The sequence below is a fragment of the Asticcacaulis sp. P2_C5 genome, assembly GCF_056404555.1.
Genome location: NZ_JBFUDU010000006.1, coordinates 73,322 through 91,090, shown reverse-complemented (window position 1 = coordinate 91,090; position 17,769 = coordinate 73,322). Strand labels below are relative to the sequence as shown.

Sequence of the window (17,769 nt, the reverse complement as noted above, 5' to 3'; positions counted from 1 at the left end):
TAATGGCGGAAGGTCAAATGAAGTCCGCATTATAATTAACGATTTGAACAGGCTTGTGACCGGCCTGCACCATCCAAAGGCAGTTTCGCACGCAAATTCTAAAATTTCGTGCGGCCGGTGTATTTTACCTGACCCTGGCCCTGACCGGGCGGCGTATCGTGGGCATATTTTGCGTCACCGTGACAGTGAGGACAGGATACGCCCTCGACATAGGCGGGATCGGCCTGGTCGCTGGCTGTCAGAGCGTGGTCGCAATGTTTGCACAGGGCGGCGGTGCGCGACGGCTGCAGATCGTGGTCGACGGCGATTCGCTCATCGAAGACGAAACACTCGCCCTGCCACAGCGACTCGTCGCGCGGCACATCCTCGAGATACTGCAATATGCCACCCTGCAGGTGGTAGACGTCCTCGACGCCCTGATCGATCAGCCAGGATGTGTATTTTTCGCAGCGGATGCCCCCCGTGCAAAAGGTCGCGACCTTTTTGCCCTTAAGCGCATCCATATGGTTGCGTGTCCAGGCTGGAAGCTGTTTGAAATTGCCGATTTTCGGATCCAGGGCGCCGCCGAATGTGCCTAGATTGACCTCGTAATCGTTGCGCGTATCGATCATAACCACGTCGTCCTGACGGATCAAATCGTTCCAGTCGGCTGGCCGGACATATTGGCCGAAGCGCTTCATCGATACGGGCTCGCCGAGTGAAATGGTCTCTTTCTTCAGCCTTACCCGTGCCTTGCCGAAGGGTTGGTAGTCGGCATAGGACTCCTTCCATCGAATGGGGCCGCCTGTGACCTCATCCTGCAGATAGACCAGGAACTGATCAATCGCCGCGCGTTTCCCGGAAATCGTCGAATTGACTCCCTCGCGCGCAATCAGCAGCGAGCCCTTGATGTCCAGGGCCTTGAGGCGGTCCAGCAGCGGCTGTTGCATCGCTTCGAACTGCGGAAAGTCAAAGAAATGATAGAAGGCGGCGATCACGAACATGACGTGCAAACTTGTACAAAGGGCAGGATATGGGCCTCCGTAAGGCCTTTTGCGTCGCTTTGGAAGATCATGTGCGGCAAATCGACAGGAACGATGCTCGCTCCGGCCAATCCACCGAAATGACGCGGCAGCCAGGGTGGGATCAGCCTGTCCTGGGCCGCGTTCAGGCAGAGGACGGGCAGGGGCAGCCTGGCAAACAGGGTTCGCATGTCGCAGCCCAGAACCGCCCGGACACGATCCAGCAAAACCCTGCGCGGTATGGGCTTGACGGTGTTGTGAATGCGTTGCGCCATCGTACGGTTGCGGCCGTTGAACAGCATCAGGTCGATCTGCCACGTCCATAGCGGCAGGACCTCGCCCAGCCACAAAAACAGCTGCGCTATACGGCCGACGACGCCGAACGGGGAAGCGGCAAAACTGGCGCCCAGGATCAAGCCGGCGGGCTTACGGCTTGCATGCGTGCAAAGCCATATGGCCAAGGGACCGCCGAACGATTCCCCGACCAGGATGTAGTCACGATCGTCAGGCATCCTCGGCAATAGCAACCTGCCCAGCGCTTCATAGCCTTGCGGTCCGGATTGCGGGTAGGCGATGACGCGCACCTCGGCATGGGGTGACAATTCCGCGACCAGATCTGCGAAGAAAGCGCCGGTGCCGTCGGTACCCGGCAGCAGGACAATAAGTGGTAACGGCGCCAAATCGCTGGCTTTCCAAAAGCTTGGGGAAAATTTCGTGACAGGGATTGCATGTCATAAAAGGTTGGGCTAGTGAAGCGCCTCTCTTGGCTTAGGCCAATAGAGGCCAGCTTCTGCTGGGGAATGGTGTAATGGTAACACTCCGGTTTTTGGTACCGTCATTCTAGGTTCGAGTCCTAGTTCCCCAGCCAATTCTCCCTATCACAATAAAATCTATCCCGCCCAGCCGTCACCTTCCGGCTGATCGGCCTGTGGCAACAGGTCACGGGTCATGAAGACCACGTCCAGCCAGCGGCCGAACTTGTAGCCGGCGCGCGGCAGGCTGCCGGTCACGGTGAAGCCGCAGGCGCGATGAACGCCGATCGAAGCCCCATTCTCGCCGTCGCCGATCACCGCGATCATGCTGTACAATCCCCGCGCCGTACACAATCGTATCAATTCATTGAGCAGTATCTTGCCCAGCCCCTGACCCATGGCGTCGGGGGCGATATAGATGCTGTCCTCGATACTATAGCGATAGCCCGGACGCGTACGAAAGGGCGAGGCATAGGCATAACCCTGGATGACGCCGTCACGCTCGGCCACAATATAGGGCAGGTCCATGCTGAGGATTGTCTGGCGATTGGCCAGCATCTCGGCTTCAAGCGGCGGCTCCAGCGCAAACGTGCCGGTGCCGGTCAACACGTGGTGGGCGTAGATGGCGGTAATGGCCGGGAAATCGGCTTCGGTCGCGTTGCGAATCATAGGCTGAGCCACTCCTTGTCATGCGCCCAGATCGCAAAGGCATAGTCGAATGCGATCTCCTTGAGAAATTCAAACCGGCCCGAGGCGCCGCCGTGGCCGGCCTCCATATTGATTTTCAACAGCATGGGCGCGCCCGAGGTCGACTTTTCGCGCAGTTTGGCGACCCATTTCATCGGTTCCCAATAGGTGACGCGCGTATCGCTGAGACCGCCGGTCGCCAGGACCGGCGGATAGGGCGCCGTGACGATATTGTCGTATGGACTGTACGAGACGATATAGTCGTAGGCGTCCTTATCCTCGATCGGATTGCCCCATTCGGGCCATTCGGGCGGCGTCAGGGGCAGGGTGGTGTCGCTCATCGTGTTCAGCACGTCGACAAACGGTACGGCGCCGATAATGCCGGCCCACAGGTCGGGGCGCATATTGGCGACGGCCCCCATCAGCATGCCGCCGGCCGAGCCGCCATAGGCGACGACCTTGCCGCGCGATCCGTAGCCGCGGTCGCACAGGTTTTCGCAGGCGGCGATAAAGTCGGTGAAGGTATTCTTTTTATTGTATTTGCGGCCGTCGAGGAACCAGCCATAGCCCTTTTCCGTGCCGCCGCGGACGTGCGCAATGGCGTAGATCCAGCCGCGATTAACAAGGCTCAGCGAACGGATCGAGAAACCGGGCTCCATCGGCATGCCATACGATCCGTAAGCGTACAGCAGAAGCGGTGAGGTGCCGTCCAGCTTGGTGCCGGCCTTCATCAGGACGGTCACCGGTACCTGTTCGCCGTCGGGCGCCGCGGCATAGAGGCGACGTGCGACATAGTCGGCGGGATTGTGGCCCGAAGGGATGGTCTGGGTCTTCAGCAGCACCTTTTCGCGCGATTCCATATCGTAGCCGAAGGTCTGGGCCGGCGTGGTCGGCGAGGTGTAGGTGTAGCGGATAATATCGGTATCGTATTCGTAACCGCTGCCTGCGCCCAGGCTGTAGGCCTCTTCCTCGACACTGACAAAGTGCTCGCTGAGGTCGGATTTGCGCGTGATGACGATGCGCGTATTGGCGTTTTCACGCTCGCTGCGGATCATATGGCGTTTGGTGACCTCTGCGCCGGTGACATAGATGCCCGGACGGTGGGGTACGAAATCCTGCCAGGAGTCGCGCGACGGGTGGCCGGCGGTCGAGGTCATGATCTTGAAGTCGATGGCGTCGTCGGCATTGGTATGGATGATAAAGCGGTCGTCCCAATGGTCGACGCTGTATTGAATTCCGGTTTGTCGAGGCTCGACGCAGACCGGCATGGCCGTCGGGTCGGTCGCAGGGATCAGCCAGGATTCGCTGGTCTCGTGATCACCGGAGCCGATCAGTATAAACTGTTCCGAACTGAGCGTGCCGATGCTGAGGAAGAAGCCGTCATCCTGTTCGTCATAGACCAGGACATCCTCACCGCCACGCGCCGGCCGGCGAAAGATCTTGGCAGGGCGGGAGTTTTCGTCGCGCCAGGTCCAGAAGAGATAGGCAGAGTCCGGCGAGAAGGCGAAACCGCCGTCGCAACTGGTAATCGGGTGGGGCAGGATTTCGTCCGTCGCCATGTCCTTGACGTAAACTGTATAGTATTCCGACCCCTGGATGTCCTCGCCCCAGGCGAACAGGCTGTGATCGGGGCTGTGCTGGGCGGCCGAGGTCTCATAGAAATCATAACCCTTTGCACGCGCGTCTTCGTCGAGCAGGATCTGTTCCTCCGCCAGGGTTGATTCGATGGACGGCACACCCTCGGCAAACGGCTGCGTGGAGCGCGGCCGGCGGGCGGTAATCGGATGCTGGCCACCGGTGACATAACGTGAATAATATTCCCACCGGCCGTCGGCCAGGGGGACCGAGCCATCGTCCTCCTTGATGCGTCCCTTCATCTCGGCGAAAAGCTGCGCCTGCAAGGCCTGGGTCGAGGCCAGCATGGCGCTGCTATAGGCGTTTTCGGCGTCGAGCGCCGCCTTCACATCAGGCCGGATCAAGCCTGGGTCGCGCAGGACCGCCTGCCAGTTGTCGTCCTTCATCCAGTGATAATCGTCGACACGCCTGTAACCCAACTGCTCGATTTCGAACGGCTTTTTTTCGGGTACGGGGGCTTGGGGCAGGCTCGGCTTGATTTGGGGGATCACAGGGGAGGGAGCTTTCTCGAAACTTGGCTTTTGGCGGCTGTCAAGTGTGGCGGCAAAGCCAGACTTGACCATAAAACGCGTCGCCACGGAGGTGAAATGACGTTTCTCAGGGTGAGGCGGCTTTTCATGCGCGCTTTCACCTGACACATTAAGCATGTGACGCCAAGGATTGACCCATTCCACAAGACGCGTCAAATGGCTTGTGTAGAGTCATGATAATTTTGGCAGATCCGTTTGGGCGGGGGAGCACGGGGCGCGATGTTTGTTGACCTGACGGTAGATCTGATCAAGGCGACCGTACAGATTGATCAACCGATCAATGAAGCCAAACGCATGGTGGGCACCGGTTTCCTGGTGTCCGTACCCAGGGCGGATGGTTCGTCCCAGGTCGTGCTGGTGACTGCGGCGCACGTCTTCGAAAAAATGCCGGCCGGAGATGTGCGAGTCGGTTGGCGGTATCAGGACGCGCAAGGCGCGTGGATCTACGAGCCTTCCAACATTACCATCCGTAACACCGGCGGCCCGACCTGGTATCAGCATCCGACGCAGGATATTGCCGTCATTCCGGTTAGCGCTCCGGCCAGTTTCAAGGATCAAGCCATTCCGCAGGCCATGCTGGCTGACGACACCACCTTTGCCGCCGAGCACGTCAAGGCCGGCGAAGAGATGATGACCCTGGGTTATCCGCACGGCCTGTCGGCTAATGTAGCCGGCTTTCCAATCCTGCGCGCCGGTCGTCTGGCGTCCTATCCGCTCGCACCTTCCTCGGCCTATCCGACCTTCCTGATCGACCTGACCGCTGTGCCCGGCAATTCGGGCGGACCGGTCTTTATGACGACGGACGGACCCAAGGGCCGCACCTTTGTCGCCGGCGTCTTGATCAAGCAGGTCGAGGACGATAATCAGCGCCTGGAACTGGGCGTGGTGACCGACGCCATCTTTGTCCGTCAAACCATCGATATCATGTTGAAGGCCCAGGCGACGGGCCTGCGTCCCGAGGCCAATCTTAAACCGGTTGCGCCCGCGCCGGTGACAACACCGGGCGGGCCAACGACGGATACCGAGGACATGACGCGGTCGCGGACCAATCCGGCCGGTCAGGCCGCCAAGCCCTCGGGTACCACCAATTAATAGGCGTCGCGCAGGCGACCGCCCAGGGCGGCGCTGACACTGGCGATAAACGCGCCGATGACCAGCGACAGGAAGAAGATAATCGACACATTGACGATCGTCTTGCGCGCGGCTTCGGCGGCTTGCGCAGCCTTTTGCTTTGCGCTGTCGATCTGCGCCACAATCGCGTTGACGCGTGCTTCGGCCTCGGGTTGCGCCAGACCCGTTCGCGCCGAGACCTGACGGGCGAGATAGGCCTTGTCGTCTGCCGGAACGCCGCCATTGGCCGCGCCGTTGAGCAGAATGCGGGCGGTTTCGGCGTTGGCGTCGACGGGTGCCGCCGACGGTGCGCCACGATACAATCCGTCGACGAAGTAGCCGACCTGGTCGTTCGTTGCCGGACTGGCGGCGGCGGCCAGGTTGGAGCCGGCAGTGACAGCCGTACTAACCGTTGACCCTGCCGCAAAGGCAAAGATGGCGATGGTCAGGATCGTCGCCACGGCCCAGGCAATAAAGCCATGCGCGGTATCGCGAAAAAAGACCTCGTCGCTATGGGTGTCTGCCCATTTCACGCGCAATCGACCGGCAATATAGCCACCGACCAGGGACGATACCCATTGCATGACAACCAGCCAGATTGCACAGCCGGCCGTGAAGACGACGGCGTTCTGGCTGGTCGCTGTGAAGACCGAGAAGGACGAGAAGCCGAGCGCTGATCCCAGGGGTAAAAGAACCAGAGAAATTGCAGTGGCCGTCGCGGCGCCCCCAAGGATGGAAGCCCAATGTATGCCGGACTTGGTGGATTCGAGATTGGGGCCGTCGGCGTGGCCCAGGACTGATGGCGTATCCATGACTCTGTCCCTCAGTGATGAAACAGGATGGCGAGAATGATGATCACCGGGATTGGAACCCCAAGCAGCCAAAGCAGTATTCCCTTACCCATTGTAGCCTCCTTTTATGAAAACAAGGCCTATCGATACTCGGAGACCGGATATTCGGAAAATGCAGGAAATGAGACATATTTGTAATGAAAGCGTAATATCGGCGCGCAACGCCTCATTTTGACGGCAGGGCCGCCACTGTCTGAAAAGCTGTTGATTTATATCGGGCTTATATAAGCTCGCCGCGCTCCTCATGGCTTTCCCGCCTTGGCCAAATCTATAAAAAAGCTCCAGGGTTGGTCATAGGCTGAACTGACCGTGGCTCACGGCAAAAGGGGAAATCCATGACCATTCGCTACAAGCTGGGATGTGAACTGTCTTACAACGTCCTGGGGCCGGCCGTCTTTATTTTCAACATCGAGGTCGCACGGCTGTTGCGCCACCATGATCTCACAGAACAACTGATCATCACGCCGGATCTGCCGCGCAACACCCATACGGTGGTCGATATCAACAACCGTTATGTCAGCGTCGATGCGCCACCCGGACCGCTAAAGGTACTTTACGAAGCGGAGGTCACGCTCGACGTTTACCGCGCCGATCCGGCGACGATCAATGAGACATCCGTGGCCGGTTTGCCACTCGACATCATACCGTTTCTGCTGCCGTCGCGGTTTGTACCTTCCGACCGTTTGTCAGCCTTTGCCCAGCGCGAATTCGGCGGAATGCCAAGAGGTCATAGCCGCGTCACCGCGATCTGCAACTGGATTTACGACCATATCGATTACCGGCGCGGTACATCCAACGAACAGACAACCGCGACAGAAAGCCTGATCCTGCGGGCCGGGGTATGCCGCGATTTTGCCCATCTGGGCATTGCTTTCTGCCGCGCGCTGAACATTCCGGCGCGTTTTGTAAGCTGCTATGCCTATGGCCTGGAGCCACGCGATTTCCACGCCGTCTTCGAGGCCTATCTGGATGGCCGGTGGTGGCTTTTCGATGCGACCCGCCAGGCCAATCTCGACGGCCTGGTTCGTATCGGTGTTGGCCGCGACGCGGCGGAAATCGCTTTTTGCTCGCCGTTCGGCCCGATGGAACCGGGCCCAATCAAGATCATGATCGAGCATGCCGACGGCTCGAAGGAACAGCCAGGTCGCACGACCGATGCCATATCGACCGAAGAGCCGGCGCCCAATGCCGGCGCGAACTGACCCGACATCGATATTGAAAGCGTAAGTATGAAAAAGAAAACCGTGGACCATACAGCCGTCGATGATCGCACCAAGGTTCTGGGCGACCTGCGGCGACTGAAAATGGCGCGGTCGGCTCACGCCTATGTCCGCGGCAATACGGCGCGTTTTTATGAATGGCTGGCCCAGACTGGAAGCTATGTGCCAGAAGGGCCGCCGGTATGGATCTGCGGCGATTGCCATATCGGCAATCTGGGACCGATCGCCAATGCCAAGGGACAGATCCAGATCGAAATTCGCGATCTTGACCAGACGGTGATCGGCAACCCTGCCCACGATATTATCCGGCTGGGCCTGTCCCTGGCCAGTGCCGCGCGCGGCTCGGACCTGCCCGGGGTCATGACATCGCGGATGATGGAACAGCTGATCGAGGGCTACACATCGGCCTTCGATGACGACAATAGCCAGGACATCGAACGGCCGCAGTCGGTCGAAGCGGCCATGCAGTTGGCTCTTCGCAGGCAATGGCGGCAATTGGCCCAGGACCGGATTGGCGGCGCCCACCCCTCCATTCCCCTGGGCAAGCGGTTCTGGCCATTGTCGCGGGACGAGCAGGTAGCCTTGACCGCCCTGTTCGACGACGAACATATACGTCGTCTGGTGACATCGCTGCGCAGCCGCGACAACGAAGCCCAGATCGAAGTGCTCGACGCCGCCTTCTGGGTAAAGGGCTGCAGCAGTCTTGGTAACCTGCGCTATGCCGTGCTTGTTGGGGTAGGTGGAAAAGGAGGCGAATTGTGCCTGATGGACGTCAAGGAGGCTGTGACGGCCCTGGCGCCGCGCAGTTCTGACCGCAAGATGCCGCGTGACAATGCTGAGCGGGTCGTGGAAGGCGCCTGGCACCTGTCGCCATCCCTTGGCGAACGGATGGTACGGGCGCAGGTTGTCGACCGTTCGGTGTTTCTTCGTGAACTGTTGCCACAGGATCTGAAGTTTGAGATCGAGCACCTCAATCCGCCCGAGGCCTTGAAGGTGGCGCGGTTCCTGGCCGTCATCGTAGGCAAGGCCCATGCGCGACAAATGGATGCTGCCACGCGCAAGGCATGGCGGTCGGAGCTGAACCGAAACCGTTCGAAGACCCTGGACGCGCCGTCATGGCTGTGGACCAGCGTCGTTGAACTGGTGATGGCGCATGAGGGCGCCTATCTGGACCATTGCCGCCGGTACGCCAGTCAGACGGCGGCCTGAGTCGACTTTATCCAATTTCGCAACGAACGCCCCGGTCTCCTGATTGTTCCCTTATCTGCCAAATGACCATCTGGGGCCATTCGCAAATAATAAAGGTGGTAACATATGGACAGGTTCGAAACGAAGCAAGGCAAGGGCGGCGAAACGCATCAGCAGGTGCATCATCGCGGTGGCGAACATAGCCCGACGAGCGACAACATCCATCTGACGACCAATCAGGGCATCCGCATTTCGGATAACCAGAACAGTCTCAAGGCCGGCGCACGGGGGCCAACCCTACTCGAAGACTTCGTCCTGCGCGAAAAAATCTTCCACTTCGACCATGAGCGCATTCCGGAGCGGATCGTCCATGCCCGCGGTTCGGGCGCCCACGGCTATTTCGAATTGACCGAGTCCCTGGCCGATATCACCAAGGCCGATATCTTTCAGCGCGTCGGAGAAAAGACGCCGCTGTTCACGCGTTTTTCTACAGTCGCTGGCGGCGCCGGCAGTGTTGATACCCCGCGGGACGTGCGCGGTTTCGCGGTCAAGTTCTATACGAAAGAAGGCAATTGGGACCTGGTCGGCAACAATATTCCCGTCTTTTTCATCCAGGACGCCATCAAGTTCCCCGACCTGATCCACAGCGTCAAGATGGAGGCCGACAAGGCCTATCCCCAGGCCGGATCGGCGCACGACACCTTCTGGGACTTTGCTTCCCTGATGCCGGAGACGACGCACATGCTGATGTGGGCCATGTCAGACCGTACCCTGCCGCGATCCCTGCGGATGATGGAGGGCTTTGGCATCCACACCTTCGTCATGGTCAATGCCGAAGGCAAGGAAAGCTTCGTCAAGTTCCATTGGCGGCCGATACTGGGTGTCCAGTCGACGCTGTGGGACGAGGCGCTGAAACTGCAGGCGGCCGACAACGACTATCATCGCCGTGATCTTTTTGAGGCCATCGACACCGGCAACTTCCCGGAATGGGAACTGGGTCTTCAGGTGTTCGACCAGGCTTTTGCCGATGCGCAGCCCTATGATGTGCTCGACTCGACCAAGCTGATACCCGAGGAGGTCCTGCCCTTGCGCATCGTGGGTCGCATGGTTCTGGATCGCAATCCCGACAACTTCTTCGCCGAGACGGAACAGGTCGCCTATTGTCCGGCCAATATAGTGCCAGGCATCGATTTTTCGAACGATCCGTTGTTGCAGGGGCGGCTGTTCTCCTATCTCGATACGCAGAAGTCGCGCCTGGGGACAGCCAATTTTCACCAGATTCCGGTCAATGCGCCGAAATGCCCGATGCACAATTTCCAGCGTGACGGCCTGATGCAAACGGCCGTTCCCAAGGGCCGCGCCAATTACGAGCCGAACTCCCTGGCCGATAATGGCGAAGATGGCGGGCCGCGTGAATGTCCTATGACAGGCTTCGTGACGTTCGAAGGCCGCGACGACCGGGACGAGCAGGGCGGAAAACTGCGCATCCGGGCCGAACTGTTTGCCGATCATTACAGCCAGGCACGCCTGTTCTGGCAGTCGCAAACCGACAATGAACGTGCCCATATCGCGTCCAGCTTTGTTTTCGAACTGTCCAAGGTAGGCCTTGCGCCGGTCCAGACGCGGACGCTGGCCAATCTGCGCAATGTCGATGACGACCTTGCGAAACGTGTGGCGGAAGGGCTGGGAGTGGCCTTGCTGAAGGCCAATCCGGCGGCTCGCGCCCCAATCGATATGGCCCCATCGCCGGCGCTCAGCATCCAGAAGAATATGCTGGATACCCTGAAAGGACGTTGCGTCGGCATCCTGATCAATGATGGCAGCGATGCCGCGTCTGTGGCGTTGCTCAAAAAGGCGGTGACCGATGCCGGCGGCAAGGCCTTTATTGTCGCGCCCAAGGTCGGCGGCGCCAAATTGTCGGACGGCAAGGTCATGAAGGCCGACGGCCAACTTGCCGGATCACCGTCGCAGATCTTTGACGCGGTGGCTCTGGTTCTGTCGGAAGCCGGCACTGCCGCCTTGCTGAAAGAAGCGGCGGCCGTGCAGTTTGTCATGGATGCATTCGGCCATCTCAAGGCGATCGGCCACACTCCTGAAGCGAAACCCTTGCTCGACAAGGCCGGCGTCGTAGCGGATGCCGGGGTTGTGGGTCTGAAGGATCTGCCGGCAGCAGGCGCCAGCCGTTACTATGTGCGTGAACCGGCTGTGCGTACCCTGGCCTGACGAGACGGCTATTTGAGCAAGGAGACGCCCGGTATTTGGGTGACCATATCGGTAAATTCTCGCGCATCCTTGCTCAAGGTCGCCTTGTTGGTACCGAACCAGCCGCCGGTACGATAAAAGCTGGCCGAGACCGGCTTGCCGGCGCCGCCATAGCGCGTGACATTGATATGCTCGTCCTTGGCCTGAAGCAAAATGATGATGGCGCCCGGCGTATCCGGCTGATCAACGAAGCCCATTTGCCGCGCCGTGGCATAGTTTCGCACGGCCGCTATGAAACCGGCTTCGGCCTCGGGCGCGACCGAGAAGGTCACGGTCTGGTTCGGCATGACGACCGGGCTCTTCTTGTTGTTCATCGTCACGAACACAAACAGACCGAAAGCTATGGCCGCTGCGGCAAACAGGGTTTTCTTGAATTTCATCTTTGTCGCCCGATTAGTCGAGCACCAGTTCTAGACCTTCGAGTGCGCCAAATCCAGCCTTGATCGCCGCAAGTTGGGCAGGTGCATGCGACAGGACATGGGCGCAATAGATGCGCGCCAGCCGCGCCCGATCAGCCAGCCAGGCGGCGTCGCCGGCTGCGGTCTGGGCGGCTACGGCGCCGCGCAACAGCAGCCAGCCGCCGACCAGATCGCCACACAGCGCGAGATAGGTGGTGGCGCCGGTCGCGACATCGAGCGGCGCCGCGGATTTTTGCGCCAGCAGGTGATCGGTGGCCGTCATGAAGGCCGACAGGGCACCACGCAGGACAGCCATTTCCGTCGCAAAACTATCGTTTCCTATTTTCAGGAAGTCTTCAATGTCGGCCGCCAGTTCCCTGGCCGATGTGCCGTCGCTACTCAGCTTGCGGCCGACAAGATCGGCGGCCTGGATGCCGTTGGTGCCTTCGTAGATCGGTGCGATACGGGCGTCACGATAATACTGCGCAGCACCGGTTTCTTCGATAAAGCCCATGCCGCCATGGACCTGGACGCCCAGCGAGGCGACCTCGACGGCCACGTCGGTGGACCAGGCCTTGGCGATGGGAACCAGGAAATCCTCGCGGCGTTTGCAGCGGGCACGGGCGTCGTCATCCTCGGCAATCCGGCCTTCGTCGATGGCGGCCGCGGTCAGCATACAGATGCCGCGTGCGGCTTCGGTCTTGGCCTTCATCCGCGCCAGCATCAGACGGACATCGGGATGGTCGTAGATGACGGCGCTGTCTTTGCCCGTGATGGCCGAGCGGCCCTGGCGGCGTTCGATGGCATAGGCCTGGGCCTTTTGCCATGCGGCGTCGGCCAGGCCGACCCCCTGGAAACCGACCGCCAGCCGGGCGGCGTTCATCATGGTGAACATGGCGGCCAGACCGCCGTGGGCAGGCCCGATCAGTTCGCCTTGCGCGCCTTCGAAGGCCATGACGCAGGTGGGGGAGGCGTGAATGCCCAGCTTATGTTCCAGCCCAACGCATTTTACGCTGTTGCGCATGGCGGGCTGGCCGTTGCTGTCGACCAGGAATTTCGGGCACAGAAAAAGGGAAATGCCGCGCGTCCCTTTGGGTGCGTCGGGCAGGCGAGCCAGGACAAGGTGCACGATGTTGGCCGCCCCGTCGTGCTCGCCCCAGGTGATGAAGATCTTCTGTCCGGTAATGGCGTAGGTGCCGTCGCCATTCGGCTCGGCTTTGGTCGTCAGGGCGGCGAGATCGGAGCCGGCCTGAGGTTCAGTCAGGTTCATCGTGCCCGACCATTCGCCGGCGGTCAGGCGCGGCAGATAGATGTCTTTTTGCGCCTGGGTGCCGTGGGCATGGATGGCCTCGATGGCGCCCTGGGACAGGGTCGGCAGCAGGGTGAAGGCCATGTTTGCGCCGTTGAACAGGTCGAAACAGGCCTGCTCGAGCGACTTCGGCAGACCTTGCCCGCCATAGGCTGGATCGGCCGCCAGACTGTACCAGCCGCCGTCGGCATAGGCCTTGATGGCCTCGAGAAAACCGGGCGCCACAACCACACGGTCGCCGTCCAGCTTCGTTCCGTTCAGGTCGCCCACACGATTGAGCGGCGCCAGTACCTCGCCAGCCAACTGGGCGGCGGCGTCGAGCACGGCGTCGCGCAGATCAGCATCAAAATCCGGAAAGGCCGGGCTGTTATAAAGCCTGGAGGTGCCGATGACATGGTCGAGGCAAAAGGTGATGTCCTTGACGGAAGGGCGGTAGGTCATGTTCCTGACTCATTTTTTTATGCGGCTGATAATGTGGCGGCATTAAAGCGTGATGACGTTAGGTCAGGCAAGTTTATTTTACGTGAACGTCAACTTATTGGCATCAACCGAAATAGAATCAGTTACATTTATTTCCGCATGACGACGGCTCTGCCTGTGCTATATGTCGCCAAATTGTGCCCGCCGGAGACTCCCCATGTCCGTGCCAGAGACCGCGCCGTCCGCGCTTACCCCCGCTTCCTACAATCGTTATAGCCGATGGCTGCACTGGTTGATCGCCGGATTGATTATATTCATGATCTTCCTCGGCTGGCGCCTGGAGGATCATGATTCAATGCGGCTGGCGCGCGTGACCCTGCACAAATCGGTGGGCATAACGATACTTTTGCTTAGCCTGGTGCGCATCGGCGTACGCCTGGCCTATCGCGCACCCGCGGAACCGCCGGTGCCGAAATGGCAGTTGCTGGCAGCCAAGGCTCTGCATTTGGGTTTCTATGTCGTGATGATCGGCATGCCGCTGACCGGCTGGTTGATGGTATCGACCAGCGTGCGGCCTATTCCTTATTTTGGTCTGTTTGACTGGCCCCACCTGCCGGTCCCCCAGACCCATGACGCCCACGAACTGTTCGAAGCGATACATGGTCTGATCGCCAAGGCGATTATCTATCTGATGGTGCCGTTGCATGTCCTGGCTGCGTTAAAACACCAGTTTATTGATAAGGACGAGGTGTTGGAACATATGGTCCCGGGCCTTAAGCCGCAACCGATTGCGAATTGGCGCTGGATCGTCCCCCTGGGCGTTGCCGGCCTGGCGACGGCGCTGGGCTTTGGGCTTTATCGTGGCGTTCCGGATAAGAAGGAAGCGCCCGTGACACCACCGCCTACCGAAGGTGCAGCCGCGGAAAGCACGGCGGAGGTGTCGGCGTCGACCTCTGTCGCGGCCTCGACCTCTGCCTCCAGCAGTTCCGTCGTGGCGGTCACCTCCTGGACGGTCGACAAGTCTGCCAGCGCAATCCAGTTCGCCACCACGTTCGAAGGTGAGGCCATCAAGGGCAGCTTTTCGAGCTATGCCAGCCAGATCGTTTTCGACCCGGCGCAACTCGACAAGTCGCATGTCAAGGTCAGCATAGACTTGACCTCCGTCTCGTCGGGTGACAGCGATCGCGACGCTACGCTGAAAGGTGGGGACTTCTTCAACACGGCAGCAACGCCCAAAGCCGTTTTCGAGTCAAAATCCTTTACGAAAAAGGATGCCACGCACTTTGTCGCCCACGGCAAACTGACCCTGCGCGGTGTCACCAAGTCCTGCGAGCTGCCGTTTAGCCTGGTCATCAAGAATGGTATCGCAGACATGTCAGGCAGCGTCGATATCGACCGGACCGTCTTTGGCGTTGGCGCCGGTGAATTTGCCGCGACCGACAACCTGCCGGCCAAGGTGTCGGTCAGCATCAAGCTGAAGGCCAAAGCGGCGTCATGACGGTTGCCGCGGCCGTTGCCGCCCTGCGTGAAGGCCTGCTGATCCATCTGCCGACCGAGACCGTGTACGGCCTGGGGGCACGTGCCGACGACCCGGTCGCGGTTGTCAGGGTCTTCGAAGCCAAGGGCCGCCCGCGCTTCAATCCCTTGATCGTCCATGTCGGCACGACGGAACTGGCCGAACGGATTGGCCAGTTCGATGACCGCGCGCGCGTCTTGGCGGCAGCCTTTTGGCCGGGCCCCCTGACCCTGGTCGTACCCCTGCGCGATGGCGATGCTGCCTGCGACCTGGCGCGGGCAGGGCTCGACAGTGTGGCCCTGCGCATGCCCTCGCATCCCCTGGCGCTGGAAGCTTTGCGTGCCTTCGGCGGCGGTGTCGTGGCGCCGTCGGCCAACCGCTCCGGCCGTCCCAGCCCGACAACCCAGGCCGACGCTTATGACGAGACCGGATCGGCCGTCGCTGTATCGCTTGATGGCGGCGCCTGTCCGGTGGGCGTGGAATCAACCGTTGTCAGCCTGCTGGGCGATGCGCGCTATCTGCGGGCAGGGGCGGTGACGCGTGCGCAAATCGAGGCCGTGATTGGATCTCTGGCGCCGGACGACGCCGAAGGTCACCGCTCGCCTGGGCGGCTCAGCCTTCACTATGCGCCCGATGCACCCGTGCGGATCAATATTGACCGGCCCGAAAAGGGGGCTGCTTACCTGGCTTTCGGCCCAACGGACTATGCCGGACCAGTGATTCAGCTGAGTGCCGGCCGCGACGTAACGGAGGCAGCGTCCAGGCTGTTTTCCGCCTTGCGCGCGGCCGACCGGCTAAAGCCTGACCATATCGCCATCGCTCCCGTACCGGAAGACGGCATAGGCGAGGCGATCAATGATCGCATTCGTCGCGCGGCCGGGTTTGTAGGGTAGGAAAATTTGACCACGGAATACACAGAAACGATGGCCTGCGGCCATCGCCACGGAATGACACAGAACATTGCGCGTTCAGTTCACAAAACCCGGATTTCCGCGCTTTTCTGTGCTGCCGCAACGCGGCCTTCCGTGGCTTCCGTGGTCAATCTTCTTTCTTCCTCGCCTTGCCGATCAATTCCGGCTGCGGTCGTGAGAAAACCCAGTCGCCGTCCTTGGACAGGTCCGGCCGGTAGGTGTAGCCTGCGACGTTGAAGTCCTTCAGCCCGTCGGCCGTGTCGATACGATGGTCGATCATGAAACGCGCCATCAGGCCGCGCGCCTTCTTGGCGAAGAACGAGATGATCTTCGCCTCACTGCCTTTTTCTTCGAGAAAGCGTGGGCTGATCACCCGCACCTTCAGAGCCTTGGTCAGGGCAGCGCGGGCATATTCGTTGCTGGCCAGATTGACCAGGGTATCGGCGGCCTGAGCCTTCAATTCAACGGTCAGGGCCTTGGCCAGGGTGTCGCCCCAGAATTCGTACAGCGAATTGGCGCGCCCCGATTTCAGTTGCGAACCCATTTCCAGACGGTAGGGCCGTATGGCGTCCAGGGGACGCAATACGCCGTAGAATCCCGACAGGATCCGGATATGGTCCTGCGCCCAGGCCAAAGCCTCACCGTCCAGGGTGCGCGCTTCAAGGCCGGTATAGACGTCGCCGTCGAACATGAAGGCCGCGCTCATCGCTGTCTGATCCTCAAACCCTTGATAACGCTGATAGTTCAGTTCGCTCAGCGCCTTCGAGATGTCCATCAATTCGCCGATCGCCCTGGGCTTCAGTCGCTTCAGCGACTTCAACAGCTTTGCGCTCTGCTCCGGGAAGCGGGGTTCGGTCGCTGCCGGACCCGCCTGATGCGGCGTAAGATCGAGCGATTTGGCGGGGGAGAGAAGGGTCAGCATGGGGTTCCCGGGATTCGATGTTCAGGTACCATAAGGAGCCCGGCGCCGCCTGACAACCATGCGTCTGGGCGGTGGTAAGCACTTATATTTCCTGTATTTGCGCGTCGCGTTTACCTTGGCCTAACCCGGGCGTGATAGTCTCAATATTAACAAGAGAAACGCCCATGAGGATGACACGATGTCGTTAGGCACGGTGCTAGTACTCGAAGACAGCCGCGTACAGGCGCAACTGATATCGAAGATGGTGACGTCCCTGGACTGGTCGGCCGTGCTGGCGTTCGACCATAAGGCGGTCTACAGCCAGTTGCGCACATCCAAGGTCGATCTGCTTCTGCTCGATGTCTATGTCGAAGGCGGCAATACCTTGCTGCATTTGCCGGAGATACGCGAACTGACGTCCGATATCCCGATCGCCATTATGACGGCCGGTGGCGCCGGCGGTCAGGCGCTCAACTCTACCCTGAACGCGGCGCGTCGCGCCCAGGCTGATTTCGTCCTCCCCAAACCGTTCACACCCGCCGATCTGCGCGTCATTCTCGACGAAGCCTATCAGATGCGCCGTGCCGCGAGCCCGCCAAGGCATGTTCTGGTGGTCGATGACTGCCGCGTCATTCGCAAACTGACCACCAACGCCCTGGCCGAAAAAGGTTATCGCATCAGCGAGGCGCGTTCGATGGAGGAGGCATTTGAACGGATCGACATCGCGCATATCGACGTGGTCATCACCGATATCTTCATGCCGGGCATGGGGGGGATCGAAGGCATCGCCATCATCAAGGCGACGTGGCCCGAAGTGGCCATCATCGCCATGTCGGCAGGGGCGAATGAGAAGGTCGCCAATACCCAGGTCCTGTCAGCCGCCCGGCACATGGGGGCCAATGCGCTTTTGCCAAAGCCCTTTACCGCGTCGGACCTGACCTATCTGGTCGAGGCCGTGCTTACGGAAAAAAGTATAGCTGCATGAAAGCGCTTACATACTTGTCTTCAATGAGTAGTGTTTCAAAATGATCGTGGCGCTTCACTTGTTAAGTAGCTGCAAGACAAGGCTCGGTCGCAC

15 protein-coding genes and 1 tRNA gene are annotated in these 17,769 nt (G+C 60.1%); 8 read left to right on the top strand and 8 right to left on the bottom strand.

Annotation, left to right across the window (positions count from 1 at the left end):
• Positions 1–98: 98 nt before the first annotated feature.
• Together trhO and AC1DXO_RS12010 are read right to left on the bottom strand one after the other, a co-directional pair.
• Positions 99–983, bottom strand: a complete 885-nt coding sequence (gene trhO, locus AC1DXO_RS12015; protein WP_476978387.1) for an oxygen-dependent tRNA uridine(34) hydroxylase TrhO — start codon at positions 981–983, stop codon at positions 99–101.
• Positions 974–1,681 carry an alpha/beta fold hydrolase gene (locus AC1DXO_RS12010; protein ID WP_476978386.1) on the bottom strand — a complete coding sequence of 236 codons (708 nt, stop codon included), beginning with the start codon at positions 1,679–1,681 and terminating at the stop codon, positions 974–976. Before AC1DXO_RS12010 ends, trhO begins: the two co-directional genes overlap by 10 nt.
• 114 nt (positions 1,682–1,795) lie before the next feature.
• On the opposite strand from AC1DXO_RS12010, the gene AC1DXO_RS12005 reads away from it, so the two are divergent.
• Positions 1,796–1,869, top strand: a tRNA-Gln gene (locus tag AC1DXO_RS12005).
• A 22-nt stretch (positions 1,870–1,891) separates the two neighbouring features.
• Here the strand turns inward: AC1DXO_RS12005 and AC1DXO_RS12000 are convergent.
• Positions 1,892–2,422, bottom strand: coding sequence for an N-acetyltransferase family protein (locus AC1DXO_RS12000; protein WP_476978385.1), 531 nt, complete (start codon positions 2,420–2,422; stop codon positions 1,892–1,894).
• Entirely contained in the window at positions 2,419–4,566 is a 2,148-nt protein-coding gene (locus AC1DXO_RS11995; RefSeq protein ID WP_476978384.1) for a S9 family peptidase, read from the bottom strand. The genes AC1DXO_RS12000 and AC1DXO_RS11995 overlap by 4 nt, the downstream gene beginning before the upstream one ends.
• 258 nt (positions 4,567–4,824) lie before the next feature.
• Between AC1DXO_RS11995 and AC1DXO_RS11990 the strand changes: the two genes are divergently transcribed.
• On the top strand, positions 4,825–5,697 hold the full coding sequence (locus AC1DXO_RS11990) for a S1 family peptidase (RefSeq protein ID WP_476978383.1): 873 nt from the start codon (positions 4,825–4,827) through the stop codon (positions 5,695–5,697).
• Here the strand turns inward: AC1DXO_RS11990 and AC1DXO_RS11985 are convergent.
• Entirely contained in the window at positions 5,694–6,527 is an 834-nt protein-coding gene (locus AC1DXO_RS11985; RefSeq protein ID WP_476978382.1) for a hypothetical protein, read from the bottom strand. The genes AC1DXO_RS11990 and AC1DXO_RS11985 overlap by 4 nt on opposite strands.
• Before the next feature lie 374 nt (positions 6,528–6,901).
• Here AC1DXO_RS11985 and AC1DXO_RS11980 point away from each other — a divergent pair, with 374 nt between their 5' ends.
• The 3 genes from AC1DXO_RS11980 (at position 6,902) to AC1DXO_RS11970 (ending at position 11,197) form a co-directional block, all read left to right on the top strand.
• The gene (locus AC1DXO_RS11980) at positions 6,902–7,768 is read left to right on the top strand and encodes a transglutaminase-like domain-containing protein (RefSeq protein WP_476978381.1); all 867 of its coding nucleotides are present in this window, start codon (positions 6,902–6,904) and stop codon (positions 7,766–7,768) included.
• A 27-nt stretch (positions 7,769–7,795) separates the two neighbouring features.
• Positions 7,796–8,995, top strand: a complete 1,200-nt coding sequence (locus AC1DXO_RS11975) for a DUF2252 family protein (RefSeq protein WP_476978380.1) — start codon at positions 7,796–7,798, stop codon at positions 8,993–8,995.
• Between the two features lie 105 nt (positions 8,996–9,100).
• Positions 9,101–11,197, top strand: a complete 2,097-nt coding sequence (locus AC1DXO_RS11970; RefSeq protein ID WP_476978379.1) for a catalase — start codon at positions 9,101–9,103, stop codon at positions 11,195–11,197.
• A gap of 8 nt (positions 11,198–11,205) precedes the next feature.
• On the opposite strand, the gene AC1DXO_RS11965 is transcribed toward AC1DXO_RS11970, so the two are convergent.
• Complete coding sequence (locus AC1DXO_RS11965) at positions 11,206–11,616, bottom strand: hypothetical protein (protein WP_476978378.1); 411 nt, start codon at positions 11,614–11,616, stop codon at positions 11,206–11,208.
• A gap of 13 nt (positions 11,617–11,629) precedes the next feature.
• Complete coding sequence (locus AC1DXO_RS11960) at positions 11,630–13,384, bottom strand: acyl-CoA dehydrogenase (protein ID WP_476978377.1); 1,755 nt, start codon at positions 13,382–13,384, stop codon at positions 11,630–11,632.
• Between the two features lie 196 nt (positions 13,385–13,580).
• Between AC1DXO_RS11960 and AC1DXO_RS11955 the strand changes: the two genes are divergently transcribed.
• Together AC1DXO_RS11955 and AC1DXO_RS11950 are read left to right on the top strand one after the other, a co-directional pair.
• On the top strand, positions 13,581–14,861 hold the full coding sequence (locus tag AC1DXO_RS11955; protein WP_476978376.1) for a YceI family protein: 1,281 nt from the start codon (positions 13,581–13,583) through the stop codon (positions 14,859–14,861).
• Positions 14,858–15,772 (top strand): L-threonylcarbamoyladenylate synthase, encoded by a 915-nt coding sequence (locus AC1DXO_RS11950; RefSeq protein ID WP_476978375.1) that lies wholly within the window; start codon positions 14,858–14,860, stop codon positions 15,770–15,772. Before AC1DXO_RS11955 ends, AC1DXO_RS11950 begins: the two co-directional genes overlap by 4 nt.
• A gap of 145 nt (positions 15,773–15,917) precedes the next feature.
• On the opposite strand, the gene yaaA is transcribed toward AC1DXO_RS11950, so the two are convergent.
• Positions 15,918–16,712 carry a peroxide stress protein YaaA gene (yaaA, locus tag AC1DXO_RS11945; RefSeq protein WP_476978374.1) on the bottom strand — a complete coding sequence of 265 codons (795 nt, stop codon included), beginning with the start codon at positions 16,710–16,712 and terminating at the stop codon, positions 15,918–15,920.
• Between the two features lie 178 nt (positions 16,713–16,890).
• Between yaaA and AC1DXO_RS11940 the strand changes: the two genes are divergently transcribed.
• On the top strand, positions 16,891–17,676 hold the full coding sequence (locus AC1DXO_RS11940) for a response regulator (RefSeq protein WP_476978373.1): 786 nt from the start codon (positions 16,891–16,893) through the stop codon (positions 17,674–17,676).
• Positions 17,677–17,769 lie beyond the last annotated feature (93 nt).